The organism is Pseudomonas putida (assembly GCF_002025705.1).
Classification (GTDB): Bacteria; Pseudomonadota; Gammaproteobacteria; order Pseudomonadales; family Pseudomonadaceae; genus Aquipseudomonas; species Aquipseudomonas putida_J.
On sequence record NZ_CP018846.1, the window covers coordinates 3,139,308 to 3,161,979 of the forward strand.

At 62.7% G+C, this 22,672-nt stretch carries 14 protein-coding genes; 3 read left to right on the forward strand and 11 right to left on the reverse strand.

Translation table 11 applies throughout. The annotated features are described in order from the left end of the window. Positions 1–144: 144 nt before the first annotated feature. The 3 genes from BUQ73_RS14145 to BUQ73_RS14155 all read right to left on the reverse strand — a co-directional run bounded on the left by BUQ73_RS14145 (position 145) and on the right by BUQ73_RS14155 (position 2,333). Positions 145–924, reverse strand: a complete 780-nt coding sequence (locus BUQ73_RS14145) for an alpha/beta fold hydrolase (protein WP_079228487.1) — start codon at positions 922–924, stop codon at positions 145–147. Further along, entirely contained in the window at positions 921–1,331 is a 411-nt protein-coding gene (locus tag BUQ73_RS14150; protein ID WP_079228488.1) for a VOC family protein, read from the reverse strand. Before BUQ73_RS14150 ends, BUQ73_RS14145 begins: the two co-directional genes overlap by 4 nt. A 75-nt stretch (positions 1,332–1,406) precedes the next feature. Continuing rightward, the gene (locus tag BUQ73_RS14155; RefSeq protein WP_079228489.1) at positions 1,407–2,333 is read right to left on the reverse strand and encodes an alpha/beta fold hydrolase; all 927 of its coding nucleotides are present in this window, start codon (positions 2,331–2,333) and stop codon (positions 1,407–1,409) included. Between the two features lie 201 nt (positions 2,334–2,534). Here BUQ73_RS14155 and BUQ73_RS14160 point away from each other — a divergent pair, with 201 nt between their 5' ends. Continuing rightward, positions 2,535–7,268: a leucine-rich repeat domain-containing protein gene (locus BUQ73_RS14160; RefSeq protein ID WP_079228490.1), complete on the forward strand. Its 4,734-nt coding sequence runs from the start codon at positions 2,535–2,537 to the stop codon at positions 7,266–7,268. Here the strand turns inward: BUQ73_RS14160 and BUQ73_RS14165 are convergent. Then, positions 7,237–9,723, reverse strand: coding sequence for a UvrD-helicase domain-containing protein (locus tag BUQ73_RS14165; RefSeq protein ID WP_079228491.1), 2,487 nt, complete (start codon positions 9,721–9,723; stop codon positions 7,237–7,239). The two genes, BUQ73_RS14160 and BUQ73_RS14165, sit on opposite strands and share 32 nt — an antisense overlap. A gap of 186 nt (positions 9,724–9,909) precedes the next feature. On the opposite strand from BUQ73_RS14165, the gene BUQ73_RS14170 reads away from it, so the two are divergent. Continuing rightward, positions 9,910–10,608: a pirin family protein gene (locus tag BUQ73_RS14170; RefSeq protein WP_027918739.1), complete on the forward strand. Its 699-nt coding sequence runs from the start codon at positions 9,910–9,912 to the stop codon at positions 10,606–10,608. Between the two features lie 138 nt (positions 10,609–10,746). Here BUQ73_RS14170 and pgm read toward each other — a convergent pair whose 3' ends face one another. The 6 genes from pgm to BUQ73_RS14200 form a co-directional block, all read right to left on the reverse strand. Then, positions 10,747–12,384, reverse strand: a complete 1,638-nt coding sequence (gene pgm / locus BUQ73_RS14175) for a phosphoglucomutase (alpha-D-glucose-1,6-bisphosphate-dependent) (protein WP_079228492.1) — start codon at positions 12,382–12,384, stop codon at positions 10,747–10,749. An 86-nt stretch (positions 12,385–12,470) separates the two neighbouring features. Then, on the reverse strand, positions 12,471–14,732 hold the full coding sequence (locus BUQ73_RS14180; RefSeq protein ID WP_079228493.1) for an ATP-dependent DNA helicase: 2,262 nt from the start codon (positions 14,730–14,732) through the stop codon (positions 12,471–12,473). Next, complete coding sequence (locus BUQ73_RS14185) at positions 14,729–16,378, reverse strand: VRR-NUC domain-containing protein (protein WP_079228494.1); 1,650 nt, start codon at positions 16,376–16,378, stop codon at positions 14,729–14,731. Before BUQ73_RS14185 ends, BUQ73_RS14180 begins: the two co-directional genes overlap by 4 nt. Before the next feature lie 85 nt (positions 16,379–16,463). Then, the gene (locus tag BUQ73_RS14190) at positions 16,464–17,777 is read right to left on the reverse strand and encodes a PLP-dependent aminotransferase family protein (RefSeq protein ID WP_079228495.1); all 1,314 of its coding nucleotides are present in this window, start codon (positions 17,775–17,777) and stop codon (positions 16,464–16,466) included. Then, on the reverse strand, positions 17,777–19,141 hold the full coding sequence (locus BUQ73_RS14195; RefSeq protein ID WP_079228496.1) for a hypothetical protein: 1,365 nt from the start codon (positions 19,139–19,141) through the stop codon (positions 17,777–17,779). Before BUQ73_RS14195 ends, BUQ73_RS14190 begins: the two co-directional genes overlap by 1 nt. 462 nt (positions 19,142–19,603) lie before the next feature. Next, on the reverse strand, positions 19,604–20,626 hold the full coding sequence (locus BUQ73_RS14200; protein ID WP_079228497.1) for a zinc-dependent alcohol dehydrogenase family protein: 1,023 nt from the start codon (positions 20,624–20,626) through the stop codon (positions 19,604–19,606). A 206-nt stretch (positions 20,627–20,832) separates the two neighbouring features. Here BUQ73_RS14200 and BUQ73_RS14205 point away from each other — a divergent pair, with 206 nt between their 5' ends. Then, a complete protein-coding gene (locus BUQ73_RS14205) occupies positions 20,833–21,747 on the forward strand; it encodes a LysR family transcriptional regulator (protein WP_060484950.1) in 915 nt (304 codons plus the stop codon). 68 nt (positions 21,748–21,815) lie between these two features. Here BUQ73_RS14205 and BUQ73_RS14210 read toward each other — a convergent pair whose 3' ends face one another. Then, positions 21,816–22,589: an ABC transporter ATP-binding protein gene (locus BUQ73_RS14210; protein WP_079228498.1), complete on the reverse strand. Its 774-nt coding sequence runs from the start codon at positions 22,587–22,589 to the stop codon at positions 21,816–21,818. Between the last annotated feature and the right edge of the window lie 83 nt (positions 22,590–22,672).

Consider the following 22,672-nt stretch of genomic DNA (forward strand, 5'->3'; position numbering starts at 1 on the left):
CCCATTTCACCGTCGCACCCAGGCCCAAGGGCTAGCATTGGTTGCGCGAAGCACGACGAGGTCAGCTGCCTCGGATCGCAGCAAGGTAACTGAAGCATAATCGGCTTTACGGCAATATCCACTTGCCAGCATCGCCAGTTGCCATCACCCCAGAAACCGTTGCACCTCGGCCAGCACGACTTCGGCCTGTTCCCGATGCGGAACATGCCCACAGCCCGGCAACAGGCGCATCACACTCGGCCCCTCGGTCAAGGCGGTGAAGCGCCGAGGGTGGGCCACCGAGCCGAATTCGTCCTGTTCGCCATGCAGGCTGAGCATCGGGCAGCGTACGCCTGGCAGCACTGGATCGAGGCTCCAGTCGGCGAACGCCTCGGACAACCAGGTGTCCACCCAGGCCCGCAACACCCATTGGGCCTTGTCACCGTGGTAGCGCGACAGCCGCTGCAATTGCCCAGGTACCGCGAACTGCTGGTCGGCGTCACGGATGCCCTGCAAAGTCAGGTCTTCGGCGAAGGCCTGGGCCGACTCGATGATCAGCGCCTGGCAATGCTGCGCATGGGTAGCCGCACAGGCAACCGCCATGCCGCCACCGACGCTGTGGCCAAAGACAATGAAGTCGGCGATGCCCAACTGCTGACGTAGTGCGGCAAAGCCCTGCACTGCCTCTTCCTCGACAAACCCCCGGGCCAGCTTGCCTGAGCGAGCAGACGAGCGCCCGAAACCCAGGCGATCATAGGCAATTACCCGATGCCCGGTGGCAGCCGCCAGCTGCTCGGGGAAATCGCGCCACAAGGCGACGCAACCCAGCGAGTCATGCAGCAGAATGATCGGCACGCCCTGCACGGCCTGCGGTACCCAGTCCTGGGCGAACAGCGCGCCGTGCTGCGTGTTGATCCAATGTTCGGCCACGTTGATGTCGTTCATGCGCAGGGCCCCTTGAGCTCGACCTGATTGCCATCTGGGTCGAAGCAGTACATCGACGGCCCCTCGCCTTCGGCGCCATAGCGTTGCTCCGCTGGCTCCACCGTCACCCCGGCCGCTTGCAGGTAGGCTGTCAATGCCGGCTCGTCGAACGGGTCGATGCGCAGGCAGAAGTGGTGCAGGTTGCGCCCCTCCGGACCCGGCGCCGCACCGCCCGGGCGCCCCAGCGGCCCGTCGAGGGTGACCAGATCGATCATCGTCGTGCCCGTGGCCAGGTGAACCATGCCCAGGTCTTCACGTTCGCGGCTGACCGTGCAGCCCAGCAGGTCACGGTAAAAGGCCACGCTGCGCGGCAGATCACTGACCCGCAGCACCAGGTGGTCGATGTGCTTGATGATGAACGGTCGCATGCCAGGTCTCCTTGTGGCGCGTGCGCGATGGCGTTCGCCACCATAGCCCAGGAACCTGCTGACTGACTATGCTCCTTACTCGTTCACCAACCGCTGCAGCTGGCCGCCATCGTGCCTGGCCAGAATGCGCAGCAGTGCGTCGACCAGTGCCCGGTCCGGTGCCTCAAGGTGAAAATGGTGCCCGCCTGGGTGCCAGGAAACCTTGGCCTGGCCCGGCAATGCTGCTTTGCGTTTATCGAAGCCCTGCCCGGTGAAGGCGCCTTGCCTGCCCAACATCAGGTACAAAGGACAACGGATTTCCCGGAGCAGGTCACAGGCCTCGCGCTCGGTCAGCGGCATCGGTTCAGGCAGTACCAGGCGCGGGTCGTGGCGCCAACTATAACCCTCGGCCAGTTGCAGCAGGTCTCGCTGGGCGAGCACGCGAGCGGCATCCTCCGACAACTCGCCATCCAGGCGACGGCGCCGTTGCTGCATGGCCGTTTCGAGGTCGTCGAAGCGGCTGCTGTCCTGCTCGCCAAAACCCTGCAACTGGATGCGTTGGAGCATGCGCTTGAGCCGATAGGCGCGGGCCAGGTGTTGCACCCGGCTGTCTTCACTGACAGTGAATGGTGCGCCCATGCCGTCGATGAAGATCATGCTGGCAATGCTGCTGGTCATGGCCGCCAGCAACGAAGCGATGCCACTGCCCATGCCGTGGGCCAGCACATGGAATTGCGCCAGGCCCAGGCTGTCGGTGACCGCCAGCATATCCTCGGCGTGTTCCCAAAGGTAATAACCACTGTCATGGCGACGATGGTCGGAGCGCCCGTGGCCCACCAGGTCGGGCGCAACCACGAAGCAGCCGTCGAGCAACGGTGCAAGCCGTTCGTATGAGGCGGCATTGTCCAACCAGCCGTGCAGGGCCAGCACTGGAATGCCGTCCTCCGGCCCCCAGGTGCGCACGGCAATCTCGATACCATCAAGGTCTAGCAGGCGATCTTTGGCACTGGACTGCGAACGCATGAACACTCTCCCTGGCTGGCGCCTGGCGCCTGCGCGTCAAACCTGCCGCTACCATGGCCCAGTTCACCTGCCTGCGCTGCCCCCTCAACGACAAACACATGTGCAACACCGCCCTCTCACGTCGTCGGGTACTAGATATGAACTGCACATCACGGCCGCACACTCGGTTTCATAGCGCCCTTGACCACAAGGAGCGCCCGCATGACAACCTCACTCCCATTCCATCACACACAAATAGTCAACACGCTGCCTACCTGGAGCAAAGACCTGCACCCTGCACATGCCAGCAGGATCCTGCACAGCCTGCGCAAGGAATACCTGGATGCGGATGGCAAGCCCTACGATTGGTACACCGACGCGCCCGACCTCGATCAATTGGCTCTGCGCCGGGCCATCAAGCTGCGTGATGCCAGCCGCCTGAGCCTGCACAATGCCCTGGTCGGGCTCAAAGGCATCACCGAATTCTGTAAACCATTGCTGCAGGCAAGGCTTGGCACGCACATCCCGGTCGACCAGGCACAGTACGTCTACCAGGCTACCCGGGTTTCCCTGCCCGGCTTCAACCCGGGGACACCGCCGGTTCCTGGGGAGCTGCGACCTGTGGTACCAGACGGTGCGCCGCAGCCGCGCAGCCTGCTCGAGGCTGCCCTGCACAATTTCGAGGGAGAAAACGACACTACGCGGCATAGCCACTTGCAGGTCGCAATCGATGATAGTTCATCGATTCCGGGCTTGAGCCTCGATGCCTTCATCAAGCACTGCAGGGCACTGGACCTCGGTCAGCACTATCAGAGCCACCTGGCATCAGTCTTCGAGGGCGAGCAAGCAGGCGCCATCAAGGCGCATGCAATCAAGGCAAGGCAAGACGAATTGCGCGTACAGACGCGCATAGCAAGGCTGCGCAATCAACTGTCGCCCAGCGGGATTGCCGCGTTGCATACGCTTTGCGCGAACATCGGGCATCCGAGCTATGCCGATAAGCCCTTGCATTGTTGGCGGATCAGCCTGTTCGGGATCGCGCTTCACGAATGGATGGTGATCGGCCCGGATGCACCAAACACTGTCAATCCAGTCATCCTGTATCTGCCCGGCAGCGACACCCCCCTGCAGGAATTCGAATCGGCGCAGCAGGCTTATTCCCACCTCAGCCAACGCCTGCTGGATAACGATTTCTTCAACTTGACCAGTGCGCAAGCTCCCCACGCGCTGCAGCCCTCCTTGACTATCAAGTTGCGCCGCGCCCTTTATATAACCGACGAGCAGCCCAGAGCAGCCCGGGCAAAACCACACCTGGAACTGTCCAGAACGTTGCTACCCGCACAGCCCTGGGTTGCCCTTGAAACTTTGCATGTACAAAGGCTCAAGGCCGACGCCCGTGTGCTCGTTGTACCCACCGCCGACGTCGATGCCACAGCTCGGCTTGAACGCCTCGAGCACTGGCTGGACATCGGCCTGACCGTGCTCAACGTCGCCGCCATGTTCATCCCTGGACTCAACCCCATCATGATGACCATTGGCGCGGCGCAGATCATGGGCAGCGTGTTCCACGGCATCGAGGCCTGGGAGGAAGGCGACAACGCGGAGGCCTTGGCGCAGCTGGAATCGATTCTGCTCAATGTCGGTACGGTTGCCGTGATCGGTGGTAGCGCTGTAGCTCTCAAAGCCTCCGGATTCGTCGACGAGATGCAGAGCATCATCAAGGACGGCAAAAAGTACCTCTGGAGTGCCCGGAGTGAAGGCTACGCAAGCTCACACGTGCTGCCAGAGACCATGGCGCCCGATGAGCGGGGGCTGTACACCCTGGATGAACGCCACTACGCCCGCATGGATACCAGCTTGTACGAAATGCAAGCCTCGGCGGACGGGCAATGGCGCGTGGCCCATCCGCAAGATGCATCGGCTTATCCACCACGCGCATCGAATTACGGTGAGGGTGCCTGGCGGATGGAGCATGAACAACCGCTCGATTGGGATGAAGCACAGCTAGTGCGCAGGCTTGGCCCAATCAGCGAAGGTTTGCAGGATGCTGATATGATCAACGCGATGCGTGCCACAGGCACCGAGGCAGACGTGCTGCGACGCATCCATATTGCCGAGCAACGGCCGCCATCTCTGTTCGCCGATGCGCTGGATCGACTTCACTGTGATGCCGTGGCCGAAGACATCATTCTGCGTATTCTAGACGGGCGCCCCCTCGTTGCTTACAAGAACTATGTCTTGGCGGCGCTGCCAGAGTTGCCCGGGTGGCCAGTGCACTACGCCATCAAGGCTTTCAATGGGCCGGAGCCCTGGGGGGCCTTTACGCTTTACGGCGGCAGCGGTGCGATAACCGATACCGTAATAGAGGTCACAATCACAGACCTCGAAGCCGGCAAACTGGGCGATATAGTAGCCGATGCGCTTGACGAGCAGGCGGCCGACCAGTTGTTACCAATGGGTACTTCTCCTGCACTGCGCGCGCAGGTGCTTAATGGCCGGCTGGCAGACCACTTGATGGGTAACCGCGCTTCGCTTTTCGAAAGCCTTTACCTGTCGCGGCGGTTACCACTGAGCAGCGAGGCACAAACCTTGGGGCGTCAGTTCCCAGGCTTGCCACGCCGGGCATTGGAAGCGCTCACCGAGCATGCAACCCCCAGCGAACGCCAACGTATGTCTGCGGGCCGTGTTCCCTTGCGCGTGGCCGAGGAGGCCAGGCTGCTGCAGGCGGATGTGCGCCTGGACAGGGCCTTGCTGGGCATGAACCACCCCACCCTCGTCACTGCTGACACCCAGAAACTGATAGAGGCCCTGCAGGCCGAGCACCCTGGCGCGACCAACAGCGAGCTGTTCGACATCGCCTGCGCAGACCGGCCACATGCTGCCACCCTGATCGGGCAACAACCCATCAAACCAAGCGTCCGCTCACCCGCTCGAACCAGCGACGGCCGCGTGGGCTACCCCCTGAGCGGCAGAAACCAAAGTTCCAGCTGGTGGCGCGCACGCAACCGCAACGTCGAAGATCGTCGCCTGCAGGAGCTGTATCCAAGGCTGACGATGGAACAACGCGGGGAAATGCTTGAAACCCTACGTGCCAGAAGTCGAGATGTCGGTGCTCAGATCGATTTGCTTTCAATGGAGCGGGCTGGCCTGGCCGAGCGCCTTGAAAACTGGGTATCGCAAGCCAATGACGAACAGCGAGCAGATCGCCAACGGTTCAGCCAGCAGATCAAAGAAGCCTGGCGCCAGGATGAGGGTGCCACGCTTACACTTGAAGAGATGAATATCACCACATTACCGCCACTACTGGCGCGCTTTGACCACATAACACATCTGGAAATCGACAACCTTGGTCTGCAGCAGATCCCGGCAGATTTCCTTCCATGCTTTCCCAATTTAAAAAGTTTGAGAATTGCCAGAAACCCTCAGTTGGCAGCTGACTCGCTGTTCGATGCCTTAGCCAGCTTCCCCAAACTTGAAACACTGGAATTGCCCGCCAACGGCTTTGGAGAACTGAGCGAAACAGCGCGTGCAAACCTCGGGAATCTACGAGGATTACGCACCCTGAACTTAAGGGGCAATCCTCTCGTCCGGTCACCCAACCTTGCCCAAATGAACTTCCTGAAAAGGCTCGACCTGAGTGATTGCGGATTGACTGAGTGGCCCGAGGGATTGACGGCCTTGATGTCTTGGTACGATTTCGAACTGCTTGAGGTGGACCTAAGCGCCAATCAGATAGGCGAAGTGCCAGCACTTGAGGATGTTCTCGCCACACCTTTCACCGAGAGCCTCCTGCACCGTCAGGACATGGAGTGGCTATTTGGAGGCAATCCAATTGACGAAAACGCGGCCCTGCAACTGAAGAATGCCGGCGTGGGCATTGACATCAACCGCTTGCTGATCAACACCAGCCCAGCACGCCGAGCCCTGTGGAGCAAGTTGTTTGGCGGCAGTGAAAACCTCTCCCTGAAGCAGGCCGTCGAAAGCCTGAGCGTATTGCCCGAGTCAGCAACCGAACACGTCTGGGGCGTACTCGAAGGTGCCGGTCTAGACCGTGACTTGCTGACATACCTGAATGATTTGAGTGACGGGTTCCAAGCCTTTGACCATAACGCGGCTGCCGACTGCCTCAGTACCCTGCACGTAGAGGCCGATACGTACGCACTGATGATCAGCACTGAAACAACCACAGACCAGCTCTACCTGCGCTTTCGTCAACTGTATCGCCGGGCGCTGGTCAACAGACGGGCAGAACGCATCGCGGGCCGACGCTATACCCGGCAGACCGAACTGCTCGAAAGGCAGCGGCGTAACCTCGGTAACGACAACGCGCCGCCCCTTGATGACGTGGATGACATCGATGATGACGTCCTGCTGCGCGATAACTCACATCACCACGACATGCGCCTTGCGCTGCGCACGTCCCTGCACACTGCGCTTGATTTCCCCGAGCCTGGACCGGACCTGGACTATGAACCACCTGTGTCCTTGAGCACGGAACAGAACGTGACAGAGCGGGTAAAGGCTGCTGACCTACAGGCCCAGCCACGACGGGACTGGGTGGCCGAACACACCCTCTGGAAGCATTACGTGACGAAGCGTCTCGCCACAAGCCTCAATGAGCGATGGGGGATGGTTACAGACTATCTGGACAGCGCGCTGGACGCGCAAACCGCGCCAGCGCTTCCGCAAGACCCTGACGTGTTGGAGGCCCTTGGCAGGGCAATCCGCGCAGAGCCTGCTCCACGCGTGGATGAACAGGGAAATGTCCTGCCTGCCCCGGCCTCACCCTTCACAGGCACACATTCACCTTTTGATGAGCAGGGGCAGCTGCAACCCTTTACAGTTAAAGAGTGGGGATACAACTTCGCCTATCAGAATGCCGGGACACTCTATATTGCAGACGAACTGGCCCTCAGCAAGCGCACTATTGTGGCCTGTGATCCCGACCAGCCTTGACCTGCTCGCCACGCTGTTCTCTCAAGTCTTCAAAGAACGGCTGACGGCCATCCACCTGGCTTGAAGCGCGGGGCAGCCTGGCTGCCTCCGCATTAGCCACTTCCACATGCCAGTAGCAGTGCCTGACCGCACGCGTTACCGCAACATAGGCCAGGCGCTGCACTTCTTCCTTCTGTGCCGTGTCGAACGCCTGCGCGTCGCCCGCACGGCCCAAGCCAGCTTGGCGGTACACCTGGTTCTTGTAAGGCGAGCTGGTCAGGTACTGGCAATCGCCCAGCATGAACACCGCATCCGCCTGCAAGCCTTTGGCGCTGTGGTAGGTCAGCTGACGCAGGCGACGCTGCTCGGCCGGCAGCAACTTCTCGGCCTGCAACACGCCATGGAGGTGCTCATTCATCAGGGCTTTGTCGCTGCTCTTGCGGTACAACAGCATCACCGATTCACCGCGCTGGTAGTGCTCGACCAGCGTTGCCCCCAACGCGGCTTCATCGCGCTCGAACACCTTCACCGGCGAGCCCGGCAACACGGCGGCAGGCCCGCTGGCTCGCGCTCTCTTGCCCGCAATGGCAGGCGTGCCTTTGACCAGGTGCTCGGCCGCATCGATGACCAGTTGCTGGCACCGGTAGTTGTCCACCAGCATCACCCGGGTGTTGGCCGGCGATGGGAAGGCCTTGGAGAACTCCATGAAGTACTTTGGCGAACTGCCGCGCCAGCCGTAGATCGACTGCCAGTCATCGCCCACGCACATCAGCGAGGAATGCTGGGCATTGCGCCCGGTATGCATGGCCGGGCCACGGCGGCGGATTTCCACGAGGCAGGCACGCAGCCAGCTGACGATCTGCGGCGAGACGTCCTGGAATTCGTCGATCATCAGATGCGCCAGCGGCCGCAGCAACGGGTCGGGCAGCAGCTGCAGGTTCTCCGGGTTGTTCTCACCGAACAGGGCGAACATACGGTTGTAGCTCATCACCGGCGGCGACTGGTCCAGCAGGTGCGCCTCCAGGGCTTTCCAGTACAGGGCCAACGCTTCGAAGAACAGCGCGTCGGTATCGCCTGACGGGAAGCTCATGGCCGCCACGGCCGGGTTCACCTCCAGGCCAAGGTTTTCGATGAAGTTGGCGGCGCCGACGAAGGCGTCGAGCAGCGGCGCGGGGGCCAGCTCGCCTTTGACCTTGTACTCGAAACCGGGCCCGGCCACGGCATCACCGGCCAGCGATGCGGCCAGGCGCTTGGCCATGGCGTAGTTGTCGAGCCAGATCAGCGGCTTGTCGCAGAACGCCTGCAACAAGGTGCGCTTGACCGCCCACTCGGCACGCACCGCCAGCTTGGCGCCGGGCCGTTGATACTGAGCACTTTCCGCCGGGTCGAAGCCCAGCACCACCCAGGCATCGAGGCCTTCCAGGCGCCCATGCACATGGAAGCGGCTGCCACGGATCTCGACGGTTTCGCGGCAAGGCTCGATACCCTTGATCGGCCAGGCGCCGGCGGCGAACCACAGGTCTTCGATCACATCGCACAGTTCTTCGTCACGCTGGGCGGCCAGCTGGGTGACCTGCACCCGCTTCTGCACATCCGGGTGACCCGGGTCCAGCGGCTTGAGCTGCAGGGCCTCGCGACGCAGGATGGCGACGATCTCGGCAAAGCGCGGGCTTTCACCGAGCAACTGGCCGTAGCACTGGTTGAGCTGTTGGCGCTGGGCATCGTTCAGGCGCAGGTCGAACGGGTTGCTTTCCCCTTCGGCCTCTTGGCCGGCCGGCATCTCGTTGCCCAGGGCCTCGAACGCACGCACCTGGCCGAAGCCAGGCAAGCTGCGCACCAGTGGCAAGATCCGTGAATGGAAGGTACGCACCAGCTCGCGAGCCTTGGCCGGTTGCAGGTCGAGCTGCCAGAGGGTGAACACCTGCACCAGGCGCTTGATGAAATCCTTGCGCGACTCGCGGGTGAAGGTGACCACGGTCATCGCGTCCAGCTCGTAGCCCAGGTAGTGACGCAACAGCAAAATGCGCAGCACCAGCGAGGTCGACTTGCCCGCCCCGGCGCCGGCCACCACGCAGGTGGACGGTGTGTCACTGAAGATCAGCTTCCACTGCGCAGCGCTGGGTTGGGCCTCTGTGGGCAAGCGCTGGGCAACGTCGGCCTTGAAGCGTTTTTTGAGCTCCGCGGTCAGGGGCAGGCGCCAGTCATCGAAAAGGTTGTCGTCCTGTTCGGGCACCGCGGCGGTATCCGGCCGTGAATCGCGGATCACCAGAACCTGACGACCTGCTTCATAACCCTGCGCGTGGCCAAGGCTCCAGGATTCGCGATGTTGCGCCTGCAGGCGGGTCAGGCCACGGCCCAACAGGCGTGCAGCCAGGCGGCGGAACCAAGGCAGTTGGGCTGGCGGGGTCAGTTCGGCAGGGGCCTGGGGTTGCTCGTGGGCCACGGTCACTCCGTTGAATATCAGATCAGCGGCCATGTTCGCCGCATCCACCAAAAATCGCCAGCGAATGCTTGCAGATCAGTGGATTAGGCGATGAATCGCATAATCCACATCGCCACTATAAATCGATAAAGCTGATTATAATCAGCCGATATTTACGCTTATTTTCGATCTATTTTTGGCGCATCATGGCTTCATTCCACTGATTCAAGGAGCACGACCATGCTGCAACTGCGCCCGTTCGAAGGCCTTGGCCACGCCAACCACGGCTGGCTCGACGCCCATCACCACTTCTCGTTTGCCGAATACTACGACCCGGCGCGCATGCACTGGGGCAACCTGCGGGTCTGGAACGACGACCTGATCGCTGCCGGCAGCGGCTTCCCGCCGCACCCGCACCGCGACATGGAAATCATCACCTATGTGCGTGAAGGCGCCATTACCCACCAGGACAGCCTGGGCAACAAGGGCCGTACCGAGGCTGGCGACGTGCAGGTGATGAGTGCCGGTAGCGGCATCGTGCACAGCGAGTACAACCTGGAAGAGGTCGATACCCGCATCTTCCAGATCTGGATTGTGCCGGAGAAGGTTGGCGATGCACCGTCCTGGGGGACCCGCCCGTTCCCGAAAGGCGAGCGCGGTGAAGGCTTCGTGACCCTGGCCAGCGGCCGCGCGGGTGACGAGGACAGCTTGCAGATCCGTACCGATGCACGGCTGGTGGCCGCGACGTTGCGCGCTGGCGAAACCGCCGAATACCGCTTCGATGCCGGGCGCCGGGGTTACCTGGTGCCGGCCAAGGGGCTGGTGGAAGTCAATGGGCTGCGTGCCAAGGGCCGGGATGGGGTGGCGATCGAGCAGGAGGAAGTGCTCAAGGTCACCGCTATCGAGGACAGCGAAATCGTCCTGGTCGATGTTGCATAAGTGAGGGTGGGCTGCTCTACAGCCCATTCGCGGGCAAGCCCGCTCCCACAGGTTCAGCGCAAGACTTGAGAATTGCGCAAAATCTGTGGGAGCGGGCTTGCCCGCGAATGGGCCGCTTAGCGGCCCCGATCAGACCAATCAGGCAATCGCCGCATCCACCAGCACCTGCGCCTCTTCCACCAGGCGCTTGAGGTGCGCTTCGTCGACAAAGCTCTCGGCGTAGATCTTGTAGATGTCTTCAGTGCCCGATGGTCGCGCGGCAAACCAGCCATTGGCCGTCATCACCTTCAAACCACCAATCGCCTGGCCATTGCCCGGCGCATGGCTGAGGATCTGCACGATTGGCTCACCCGCCAGTTCGGTCGACTTCACCTGCTCAGGTGCCAGCTTGCTCAACGCCGCCTTCTGCCGTGCATCGGCCTTGGCCTCGACACGGGTGGCGAACGGCTTGCCCAGCGCTGCAGTCAGGTCGTTGTACGCCTGGCTCGGGTTGCGCCCGGTACGGGCAGTCATCTCGGCCGCCAACAGCGCCGGAATCAGGCCATCCTTGTCGGTCGCCCAGACCGTGCCGTCCTTGCGCAGGAACGACGCACCAGCACTCTCTTCACCGCCAAAGCCGAGGGTTCCGTCGAACAGGCCCTGGGCAAAGAACTTGAAGCCCACCGGCACTTCGTACAGCTCACGGCCCAGGCGCTCGGTGACGCGGTCGATCAAGCCGCTGGATACCACGGTCTTGCCCACCGCGGCGTCACTGCGCCATTGCGGGCGGTTGCGATACAGGTAATCGATGGCCACCGCCAGGTAGTTGTTCGGCTGCAGCAAGCCGTCAGCGGTGACGATGCCGTGGCGGTCGTGGTCCGGGTCGCAGGCAAAGGCAACGTCAAAACGCTCGCGCAGGCCGATCAGGCCTTGCATGGCGTAAGGCGAGGATGGGTCCATGCGGATCTGGCCGTCCCAGTCCACGCACATGAAGCGGAAGGTCGGGTCGACTTCGGTGTTCACCACTTCCAGATTCAGCTGGTAGCGCTCGGCGATCGCCGACCAGTAGCGCACCCCTGCCCCGCCCAGCGGGTCGACGCCCAGGCGCAGGTTGGCGCCACGAATGACGTCGAAGTCGATGACGTTTTCCAAATCAGCCACGTAGTGCGTCACATAGTCATGACGCTGGGTGGTGGCGGCCTGCAGCGCCTGGGCATGGTCCATGCGCTTGACCCCGACAAGGCCTGCGGCCAGCAGTTCGTTGGCCTTGGCCTCGATCCACTTGGTCACGTCACTGTCGGCCGGGCCGCCGTTGGGCGGGTTGTACTTGAAGCCACCGCTCTGTGGCGGGTTGTGCGACGGGGTGATGACGATGCCATCGGCCAGGCCCTGGCTGCGGCCACGGTTGTAGCAGAGGATGGCATGCGACACCGCTGGCGTCGGGGTGTATTCATCGTCCTTGGACAGCATCACCTGCACGCCATTGGCGGCCAGCACTTCCAGCGCACTGGCCGCGGCCGGCGCGGACAGCGCGTGGGTGTCGGCGCCGATGAACAGCGGGCCGTCGATGGCCTTTTCCTGGCGGTACAGGCAGATGGCCTGGGTGATCGCCAGCACATGGTGCTCGTTGAAGCTCAGGTCGAACGAGCTGCCCCGGTGCCCCGAGGTGCCGAAGGCCACGCGCTGGGCCGCCACGGCGGCGTCAGGGCGGCCGGTGTAGTAAGCGGTGAGCAGGCGGGGGATATCGACCAGCACGCTGGCCGGAGCCGGCTTGCCTGCCAAAGGACTGAGCGTCATGCAAAAACCTCGAGTTCAACAGATGTTGGTGTTGGAACACGCAGTGTACTGGGAGTTGCAATGCCGTGCGATGGGGCCGCCCAGGATTATTTAACGGCCACCTGCCACCATGCCGGGAACATCTGCTGTACCCGCTGTTCGGCGAATCGTTCGTCGATCAGCACCAGCACACCGCGGTCCTGGTCGCCCCGGATGACCCGCCCGGCGGCCTGGATCACCTTGCGCACGCCGGGGTACAGGTAGGCATAGTCGAAACCGGCGCCAAACTGCCGGCCCAGGCGCTGCTTGAACTGTTCGTTGACCGGGTTGACCTGGGGCAGGCCAAGGGTGGCGACGAAGGCCCCGATCAGGCGGGTTCCAGGCAAGTCGACGCCTTCACCGAACGCCCCGCCGAGCACGGCAAAGCCTACCCCCTGCCCGTTTGCCACGAAGCGATCGAGAAAGGCCTGGCGCGCGGCTTCATCCATGCCCGGTGCCTGGGCCCACAGCGGGATGCCGGGGTGACGCTCGGCAAGCAGGCTGGCCACCTGCTGCAGGTACTCGAAACTGCTGAAGAACGCCAGATAGTTGCCTGGCTGGCGCTGATACTGGTCGGCAATCAGCTCGGTAATCGGCGCCAGTGAAGCCTGGCGTTCGCGATAGCGGGTCGAGACCTGGCTGGCGATACGCACTTCGAGCTGCTCGGCGCGGAACGGTGCTGCCACCTCCAGCCAGGCGGTGTCGGCCGGCATGCCGAGCAGGTCGGTATAAAAGTGCCGTGGGCTCAAGGTGGCGGAAAACAGCGTCACACTGCGCGCCGCCTGCATGCGTGGGGCGAGCAGCCGGGCCGGGGTGACGTTACGCAGGCACAGGCTGGCCAGCTGCCGCTTGCGCGGGCCTTCGCGCAGGCTGATGTCGAACAGGAAATGCTCGTCGAACAGCTCGGCCACCCGGCTGAACTGCAGCGCCTGGTAGAAGAACTGCAACATCTGGGCATCGATCTCGGCGGGTTTTTCGTTCATGCGCTCCTGGATCAGCCCGATGCACTGCTGCAGGGCCCGCAGAAAGGCCTCCGGCAATTGTTCACTGGCCTGGTACGGAGCCTGCTGCGCCTTGTACAGCGCATTCCACTGCCGATTCAGCCTGTCCAGGGCGCTGCCGAGCCCCTGCGGCTTGCTTTGACGCAAGGCGAGCAACTGGCCCTGGTCGAGGGTGGCGCTATACATGCCGCGGCCGCGCTCGACCAGGTTGTGCGCCTCGTCCACCAATACCGCGACCCGCCACTGGTTGAGCTGGGTCAGGCTGAACAGCAAGGCGTGGGCATCGAAGTAGTAGTTGTAGTCGGCCACCAGCACGTCCACCCAGCGGGCCATTTCCTGGCCGAGGTAATACGGACAAACCTGGTGCGCCAAGGCCACCTCGCGCAAGCCGGCGCGGTCGAGCATGGGCCGCATGGCCGCTGCCTCGCGTGCAGCGGGCAGGCGGTCGTAGAAGCCTTGGGCCAGCGGGCAAGACTCGCCATGGCAGGCTTTGTCCGGGTATTCGCAGGCCTTGTCCCGGGCGATCAGCTCAAGGGTGCGCAACGCTGGCTGCGGCGTGCCCGCGCTGATCTGGCCCAGCGCGTCCAGCGCCAACGCCCGGCCCGGGGTCTTGGCCGTGAGGAAAAACACCTTGTCCAGCTGCTGCGGGACCATGGCCTTGAGCAGCGGGAACAAGGTGCCGAGGGTCTTGCCGATACCCGTACTGGCCTGGGCCATCAGGCAGCGCCCGGTACTGACGGCCTTGTACAAGGTTTCCGCCAGTTGCCGCTGGCCCTGGCGGAACTGGGGGTAAGGAAAGCCCAAGGCCTGCAAACCCTGGTCGCGTTCGGCAAGACGCTGTTGCTGAGCCACGGCCCAAGCGAGAAAACGCTGGCACTGCATTTCGAAGAAGCCCTGCAACGCATCGGCGCGGTAGTGCTCGCTGATCAGCGTCTGGCTGTCGTTGTCGACATCCAGATAGACCAACGCCACCTCGATGGCCGGCAACTGCCGCGCCTGGCACAGCAGCCAGGCATAGACCTTGGCCTGAGCCCAGTGCAACTGGCGATGATTGGCCGGCTGCCGCGCCAGGTCGCCGCGGTAGGTCTTGATCTCTTCCAGTCGATTGGCGACCGGGTCGTAGCCATCGGCGCGCCCGCGTACCAGCAAGCCTTGGTACTCGCCCTCTAGGGCGACCTCCGCCTCATAGCCTGCGGCGCGCCGGGCGACCACCCGACGATGCCCTTCGATACCTTCCTGAGCCGTGGGTGATGGGGTGAAGCGCAGGTCCAGGTCACCGACCTTGGCGCTGAACTCGCACAGTGCCCGCACCGCCACGCGATAACTCACGCTGGCTCGCTCCAGCGCACGTGGCAAACCGCCACCGGCAAGCCGTGCTCGGCGCAGAACTCCAGCCAGCGCAGTTGATTGTCCTGCAAGCGATCACCGGGGCCCTTGACCTCGACCATTCGATAGCGCTGCTGCTCCGGCCAGAACTGGATCAGGTCTGGCATGCCGGCGCGGTTGTTGCGGATGTCCTGCAACAGGCGCAGGAAACACTGTTTCAAGTGCGCGGCGGGCAGGCACGTCAACGCCTGATCGAGCAACGTTTCGCTGAGCATGGGCCAGAACACGAACGGTGACTGCAGGCCTTGCTTGGTCGCGTAGGAGTCGAGGATGGCCTGGCGATGGGAACCATCATCCAGGCGGCCCAGGCACGCAGCGAACTGTACCGCGCGCCGTTGCTGGAAATCGCTGTCATGCAAGTCCTGAGGCGCCGCCTGGAACGGGTTGAAGAAAGCCCCCGGCACCGGGGCGAAGATCGCCTCCCAGCACAACAGACCGAACAGGCTGTTGAACAGTGTGTTCTCCACGTAGTGTGCCTGCCCACCGGTTTGCCCCAGGTACTGCCGCACCGCTTCCTCGACACCCAGCGCTGCCTGCTCGCGCGGTAACTCCAACTCGATCAGTTCAGGCACAGCCGGGCGCCGGCGTGGCTGTGCGGGGCCGCCGAGCTTGCGTGCCAGCCGCGGCAACATGCGTTCCAAGGCCTGCACTTCCAAGGTGTTGGCCGGTTCGGCAGCCAGCTGCCGGGCCAATGCGTGGGCCTGCTCCCAGCGCTCGCTGCGCTCGAACACACGAACCTGGCGAATACGCGCTTGCGCGTGGCTGCTACGGGCATACACCGCCAGCGCCTGGTCCCAGTCTCCGAGGCGCTCGCACTGCTGGCCCACGGCAAACAGCAGCCGGCCGTGGCGCCGCGCCAGCCACGGGTTGTCGATAGTCAGACTGGCCAGTGTCGCCAGGATCGATGCCGGCTCCTCACCCAGTTCCAGACGTTCGCCGCACTGGTGCAGCGCCATGGCCTGATCGACCTCGCTGCGCTGCTGCAGGGCGCGTGAGTCGAGGCTGAACGGTACCTGCTCGAAACGCAGCAGGCCCAGGTCGGCCAGCACGAAGTCCGACCAGTCCTGATAGAGGTTGCCGAAAAACAACAAACGCATGCGATCACACAGCGGCTGCAGGCACCACTGCACGATACTTACCGGGGCCTGGGCAAACCACTCGTGCAAGGGCCTGGGAGCCAGCGACAGTGGCCGCAACTGCTCCAACAGGTCGCCCTTTGCCGCGCTTGGGCGGGCCAACTGCCCGGCGAAGCCAAGGGCCAGTTCGTCCTTGCGCAACAGTGCGAACAGTTGCTCGAGGCTCAGGACCTCCGGCTCGCGCACCCAGCCCAGCGCCAACAGTGGCTGCAAGGCGGCCGCAGTGTCACCGATTTCGGCATAGTCCAGGCGGTCGCAGCGAAACAGCTCACCCTTGCGCATCACCATGCGCACCATCAGCGCCTGGGCCGGCTGCGCCAGCGCGGCAAACGCCTGGACAAACGCCAGTTCCTGCTCATCAAGCAGGTCGGCATAACGTGACTCGACCCAGCGCAACACTTGGCGGAAATTGTGCAGGTAATACAGCGGGTCATCGACGGAGTGGGCAATCACGAGGCGGGATCGGGCAGCAAGAGTGAGTACTGTTTATACATACAGATTGCGCACGCAAGCAAGCACCATGGTTCATTCCGCCGGGCTACCGACGAATGGCGTCAAACGCCAAGGCCCGCCCCAGGCGTTCCAGCGCCTCGACCAGCGCCTTGGGCTGCTCGCCCAGCCAGGTCAGCGCCAGGAACTGCCGATAACGCCCATCCAGACCGAACTGCTCACCCGCCAGCACCTGCAATGCCGAGTCCGCAGTCGCTGCCACGGCCTGAGCGCTTACCATCATAGGAGGCAGGCGCACCCACAAGGCATACCCGCCCTCAGGCATGTCGAAGGCCACCTGTGCGCCCAACACCGTACACAGCTGCTGGCACAGTTGCTCCATCCGCCCGTGCAGCACGACTCGCATCCGGGCCAGGTGCTCATCGATTTCGCCCGTGGTGATCATCTGCGCCAGCGCCTGCTGTCTCAGCGGGGCAAGCTGAAAGGCACGCTGGGCGAACGCTTCTGCCAAGGCATCAGGACGCCCCAGCAGGTAGGCATAAGGTGCCTCGGCCCCCACGGTCGCCTCCAGCGAACCCAATATCAACAGCCAGCGCGGGTCCACCCAGTCGCGCAACCGTGAGCGCTGTGGCATGGAAAAGCACAGTTCGCTGTCCAGATCGTTTTCCAGCAACCAGACCGGGTGCACTGCCAATAAATCAGCGATCTGCTGCTGTTCGCGCTGGGGCATCAGGCGCCCCGCCGGGATACCCAGGCACGAAGGCATGATCACCATGCGCACCGGCTCACAGCCGAGCAGCCTGGACAGGTTGCCTATATCAGGGCTGCCACCGGCATCCAGCGGGACTTCAAGGACCCGCATGTCGCAGCGTTGCAGGGCCCGCAGGATACGCCAACAGCACGGTGAGGCGACCAGCACGGTACTGCCATGCAGCGCCAGTGCCTGCAACAGCGTTTCCAGCAGCGCCTGCACATCAGGGCCCAGGTGCACATCCTCGGGCCGCCAGTATTGACGGGATGAGCGCGTATAGCGCTCGGCCAGGGCGTCACGCAGCCGTGGCCCGCCCAGCACGCGCGTGGGCCGCGCACGCAGCCGCCCCAGGCGCCGCTCATGGGCGAACAACGCGCGCTCCAGCAACGGCTGCGCGGGCAGCCCATGGCCTTCATCAGCCCTGCCGGCCTTCAGGCTGACCTGGGCGAAATAGCCAGACTTTGGTACCGACTGCACACGCCCTTCTTGCTCAAGCAGGCTGTAGGCCGCCTGCACCGTCGCCAACGAAACTCGCAAGCGCCTGGACAACGCCCTCAGCGACGGCAGGCGCGGCTGCCCGCCTCGCTCGGCCTCATCGATCAGCGCGACCAGGTAACGGTACACCGCCTGGTAGGCAAACTCGCGCCCCATCAGGATGAAGCCTTGCGCATCACGGAGCGCAAAAACCGCAGTTGCACATCACGCCGCGCCAGGTTGGTCAGCAATTGACGGACACCCGGCCCCAGCCGCCCCTTGTAGACCATGCGCAACTGCGCCAGCGGCAGGCCGCTGGTATTCACGACCCAGTCCTTGACGGCATCAGGGCAGGTTTTGCCTTGCAGGGCCCGATGCAGATACGGCAAGGCCACCAGCATGTCGGCATGGCGGGATTGCAGGAACCGCTCCAGCCCCGCACCCTGGTTGGCAAACGGCCGGTACAACAAACAGGCGAGCTGGGTCTGCTCAAGCCCATAGGCCTTGGCGAAGCGTGCCTGCTGAGGCGCCTGAAGATTGCCAGATGCATCCTGGCCGACCAGGTGCAATGCTTGCCGGGGGGCGGCAGGCGCCTTGCAGCGCCCGCTTGTCTCGTGCAACTGCGCCAGCGCCAGAGGGTCGACAAATGCCCCCAGCGGTGCGCCTTCGCCCACCGGCTCTAAGCCCCAGCCCATCATCAAGTCGAGTTCACCTTCACTGAGCAACTGGGCCAGAAGATCGTCAATCACGATGACCCGCAACGGCAATGGCCTTTGCTGGGTGCTGACCGGCGCGCCAATTACCCCGCCCGGTGAACTTGCGATGGCATGCAACTGGCCCAGCCACCTGGCCAGGCTGTCTACGCATTGATGCAACGAGCCAGCACTGGCAGCACCTGCCTGGCGCAGGGTCCGCCGGGCCCAGGCAGCAAAACGCCGCCGCTGGCTGGCAGGTATGGCGGTAACCAGCGCATCGGCGCCCGGGTGCGCGGCCAGCGCCAGGCGCATGGCATCGGCCAGTTCCAGATGCGTGCGACTGCCCAGCAGTGCTTCGGGGCGTGCATCGACGAGGTGGCCGAACATCAGCAAGGCTTGGCGTGACAGCGGCAAATGCCGGTCCGTGGTGTCAGCCTGGCGACAGAAAGGCACCAATGCGGCCCCCTCGACCATTTGCAACTGCACACGCGGATCATCGTGCATGAACAAGGTGTTGAAGGTGCGCTCATGCTGCTCCAGCAATGCGCCGCTGGTAGCCGGCACACAGGTGACCAGTACCCGCAACTTGAAGGTGACCGGTGCGCGCAAGGCGATGCTCAGCTGGGCGGCACGCAACACGGCCAATAGCCGGGCACTACGGCGGTCTCCCCCCTGAACCACAAGCAACTTGAAAGTACCGATGTATTCCGGCCCGCCAGCGGCCACCAGCAAACGCTGGATCAGCAACTGCAGCGAAGCGCGTTGCTCTTTGGACATATGTTTCAGCAGGCGCTCCAGCACCTGCTGATAGATAAAGTGCATAGCCTGGTCGTGAACAATACTCACGGCGTCACCTCACAACTTCATTCAACACAAAAGCACGCCACCTGAAAATTCAGCGCAGCGGATTTAACTTGAAGAAATTTCCTACAATTAAACAGGAAGCTTTGAAGTTGCAGTACGCTGTCGCCACACCATTGAAAGATATGAGCCCAACCAGGAGCTCTGTACCGCCTTGAACCGCGCACTGCCGTGCCTACTCGTCTTCACTGCACGCTCCTTGCGCCAACTATCAATGCGCCATTATCGAGCGTTGAATAGGGATTAAAAGATACAGATCCCAATGAAAAAACCATTCAGAAATCAGCAAGTACTGAATGTGCAACGTAGAAAAGCCGGCTAAAAACCCGTCCATAACCCCTTGGCAACATCAACTTACAAAGTTAACAACTTCAATCTCATGAAATATAGCCGCGCAAAATGCAAAAAACCGGGCATAAGCCCGGTTTTTCTTTGCCAGTTATGCCGTCAGCGCGACGTCATATCGAGCACTACCCGCCCGCCACAGGGGCATTCGTCCATGTAGCGATGGGCCTCGACCACATCAGCGAACGGATACACCTTGATGATCTGTGGCGTCAGCAACTGATCGGCGGTGAACTGGTTGATATCGCGCAAGGCCCGTTGCAATGCCACCTGGTCCTGGCTGATGCCCAGCTCCGGCTTGCCAGTGAAGTTGCCGATACAGTGCACGTAGAACTGGATATTCTTCTGGAACGCTGCACAGGCCGGGAACGGTGTCTGGTTGCCCCCCTGCAGGCCATACAACACCAGGCTGCCACGCGGCGCCAGCACATCACCAAGCAGTGACATCTGCGGCCCGCCCATGCCATCGAGGACCATGTCGACGCCGCGGCCATCGGTGTACTTGCCCACCTGCATGAGCAGGTCCTGCTCTTCGGTGACGATCACCTTGTCGGCGCCAAGGCCCAGCAGGTATTCACGCTGCTCGGGCTCCTTGGTAGCGGCGAACACCTTGAGGCCGAGCGCCTTGCCCAGTTGCACGAAAGCCGGCCCGGCACAATGGCTGGCATCGGTGACCAGCGCGGTCTGCCCGGCCTTGGCACGCGCCAGGTCGACGTAGGCGAAATAGGCGATCAGCAGCGGCGTGTAATGCACGCTGGCCTCGATCGGCGTGAGAATTTCCGGATAGCGGGTGATGGCGGTGCGTGGCAGAACGATGACATCGCCATACACCGGGTGATCGTTGGCACTGGTGGCCGGGAAACTGGCGACCCGGTCGCCCACTGCGATATCTTCGACGCCTTCGCCGACCGCCGTCACCACACCGGCCATCTCGTGGCCGATCCCCGCAGGCAGCCGCGCTTGAGATGGCGCCAGGTTCTGCCGCCAGAGCACGTCATACCAGCTTACGCCGATCGCCTCGACGCGGATCTGCACCTCGCCGACGGCAGGTGACGGTTCGGCCTGCTCCTCGCAACGGAGCACATCGGCAGCGCCGAACTTGTGGAAACGGATCATGCGGGACATCGCATACCTCGCCTGTGTGAATCTCGTATTACCACGGACTTTATCCGGGCTTTTGCCGTTAGACCATCAGTGGCTATTAATAGTCGACATGCCTGTCATCGATTGGGCACCTGACTTTCCTGTGCATTGGCCCCCGGAAAACGGTGCAGGGTAACAGCCTTTGGCCTTAAGATTCACCCCTGCCCCACTTTAGGCGAAGCGCACCGATGAATCGAAACGACCTGCGTCGCGTAGACCTCAACCTGCTGATCGTGTTCGAAACGCTCATGCATGAGCGTAGCGTGACCCGTGCCGCCGAGAAGCTGTTCCTCGGCCAGCCGGCGATCAGCGCGGCCCTGTCACGCCTGCGCAACCTGTTCGATGACCCGCTGTTCGTGCGTACCGGCCGCAGCATGGAGCCGTCTGCACGGGCTCACGAAATCTTCGCCCTGCTGTCGCCGGCGCTGGATTCGATCTCCACCGCAGTCAGCCGCGCCGCCGAGTTCGACCCGGCAACCAGCAACGCAGTGTTCCGCATCGGCCTGTCGGACGACGCCGAATTCGCTCTGCTACCGCAACTGCTCAAGCGCATTCGCGCCGAAGCCCCCGGCATTGTCCTGGTAGTGCGCCGGGTCAATTACCTGCTGATGCCGAACCTGCTGGCCTCGGGCGAGATTTCCGTTGGTGTCAGCTACACCAGCGAACTGCCGGCCAACGCCAAGCGCAAGGTGCTGCGGCGCAGCAAGCCCAAATTGCTGCGCGCCGACAGCGTGCCGGGCAGCATCACCCTCGACGACTTCTGCGCACGGCCACATGCGCTGGTGTCGTTTGCCGGTGACCTGTCAGGCTTCATCGATGAAGCGCTGGAAGAAATCGGCCGCAAGCGCCATGTGGTGCTGGCGGTGCCCCAGTTCAATGGCTTGGGAAGCTTGCTGGCAGGGACCGATATCGTCGCCACGGTGCCGGACTACACGGCCGATGCCTTGACTGCAGCCGGCGGGCTGCGCGCGGAAGATTTGCCCATGGAAGTGCGTACGTTCGAACTGCACATGGCCTGGCGCGGGGCGCAGGACAATGACCCCGCGGAACGCTGGCTGCGGTCACGAATACAGATGTTCTTCGGCGATCCCGATAGCCTCTGAGAAGGCCGCTTCGCCCACAGCTGCCTTCATAAGTTTGACTCCATTGGGTTATCAAAGGTGGGCGAACTTTACGCATGCCAGCAACGGTACCAGCCCCCCTGCTCGCTGATGCGCAATTCACGCTGGTATAGAGCGGAAAGCAAAGCACTGTCGAGCACTTCGCGTTTGGGGCCATCGGCGACGATACGGCCTCGGTCCAACAGAATCACCCGCTCGATCTCCGGGATGATCTCGTCGATATGATGGGTGGTGATGATCATCGCCCGGTCTCTGCCACAGAAAGTGCGCAGCAGGTCCAGCATCCCCAGGCTCGCACCCATGTCCAACCCGTTGGCCGGCTCGTCGAGGATCAGTGCGCCAGGCTGGTGGACCAGCGCGCGGGCCAGCAGCAGGCGGCGCTTCTGGCCGGTGGAGAGACGTTGGAACATCGTGCGCTCGTGGTCGGCCATTTCCACCACGGCGAGCAGCCTGCGTGCCTGTTCCAACTGCTTTTCGCTTGGCTGCAAGTGGTCATGGCAGCCGATGGCGCCAAAAAACCCGGATACCACCACGTCCAGCGCCTGAGTGAATGGGGTGTAGTCTTCTTGCAAGTCCTGCGAAATGAACCCGATGCGGCTGCGCAGCGCCCATAGGTTGACGGTCTCGTCGCCAAACAGCTTCAGATGGCTGCCAGCACGATCGACGGGGTAGAGCTCACGGCTGATCAGTTTGAGCAAGATACTCTTGCCGGCACCGTTGGGGCCGAGGATCGCCACCTTTTCACCCTCGGCGATACGCAGGGAGAACTCTTCCAATACAGGTGTCTGCTGCTGAAAGACAGTAATGTTGTGAAATTCGATCATGGCTCACTCTTCGGTGGAAAAATGGGTAGCGGAGTCATCGCCGGAAGGGCCGGATCGCAAACCACTTGCCAACCGCGCCAATG

Bases quoted from the DNA above. Each gene is read 5' to 3' on its own strand.
- BUQ73_RS14165 (WP_079228491.1), bottom strand. From the start codon at position 9,723: ATGGCCGCTGATCTGATATTCAACGGAGTGACCGTGGCCCACGAGCAA.
- BUQ73_RS14160 (WP_079228490.1), top strand. From the start codon at position 2,535: ATGACAACCTCACTCCCATTCCATCACACACAAATAGTCAACACGCTG.
- BUQ73_RS14170 (WP_027918739.1), top strand. From the start codon at position 9,910: ATGCTGCAACTGCGCCCGTTCGAAGGCCTTGGCCACGCCAACCACGGC.
- BUQ73_RS14200 (WP_079228497.1), bottom strand. From the start codon at position 20,626: ATGTCCCGCATGATCCGTTTCCACAAGTTCGGCGCTGCCGATGTGCTC.
- BUQ73_RS14205 (WP_060484950.1), top strand. From the start codon at position 20,833: ATGAATCGAAACGACCTGCGTCGCGTAGACCTCAACCTGCTGATCGTG.
- BUQ73_RS14150 (WP_079228488.1), bottom strand. From the start codon at position 1,331: ATGCGACCGTTCATCATCAAGCACATCGACCACCTGGTGCTGCGGGTC.
- pgm (WP_079228492.1), bottom strand. From the start codon at position 12,384: ATGACGCTCAGTCCTTTGGCAGGCAAGCCGGCTCCGGCCAGCGTGCTG.
- BUQ73_RS14155 (WP_079228489.1), bottom strand. From the start codon at position 2,333: ATGCGTTCGCAGTCCAGTGCCAAAGATCGCCTGCTAGACCTTGATGGT.
- BUQ73_RS14145 (WP_079228487.1), bottom strand. From the start codon at position 924: ATGAACGACATCAACGTGGCCGAACATTGGATCAACACGCAGCACGGC.
- BUQ73_RS14190 (WP_079228495.1), bottom strand. From the start codon at position 17,777: ATGGGGCGCGAGTTTGCCTACCAGGCGGTGTACCGTTACCTGGTCGCG.
- BUQ73_RS14210 (WP_079228498.1), bottom strand. From the start codon at position 22,589: ATGATCGAATTTCACAACATTACTGTCTTTCAGCAGCAGACACCTGTA.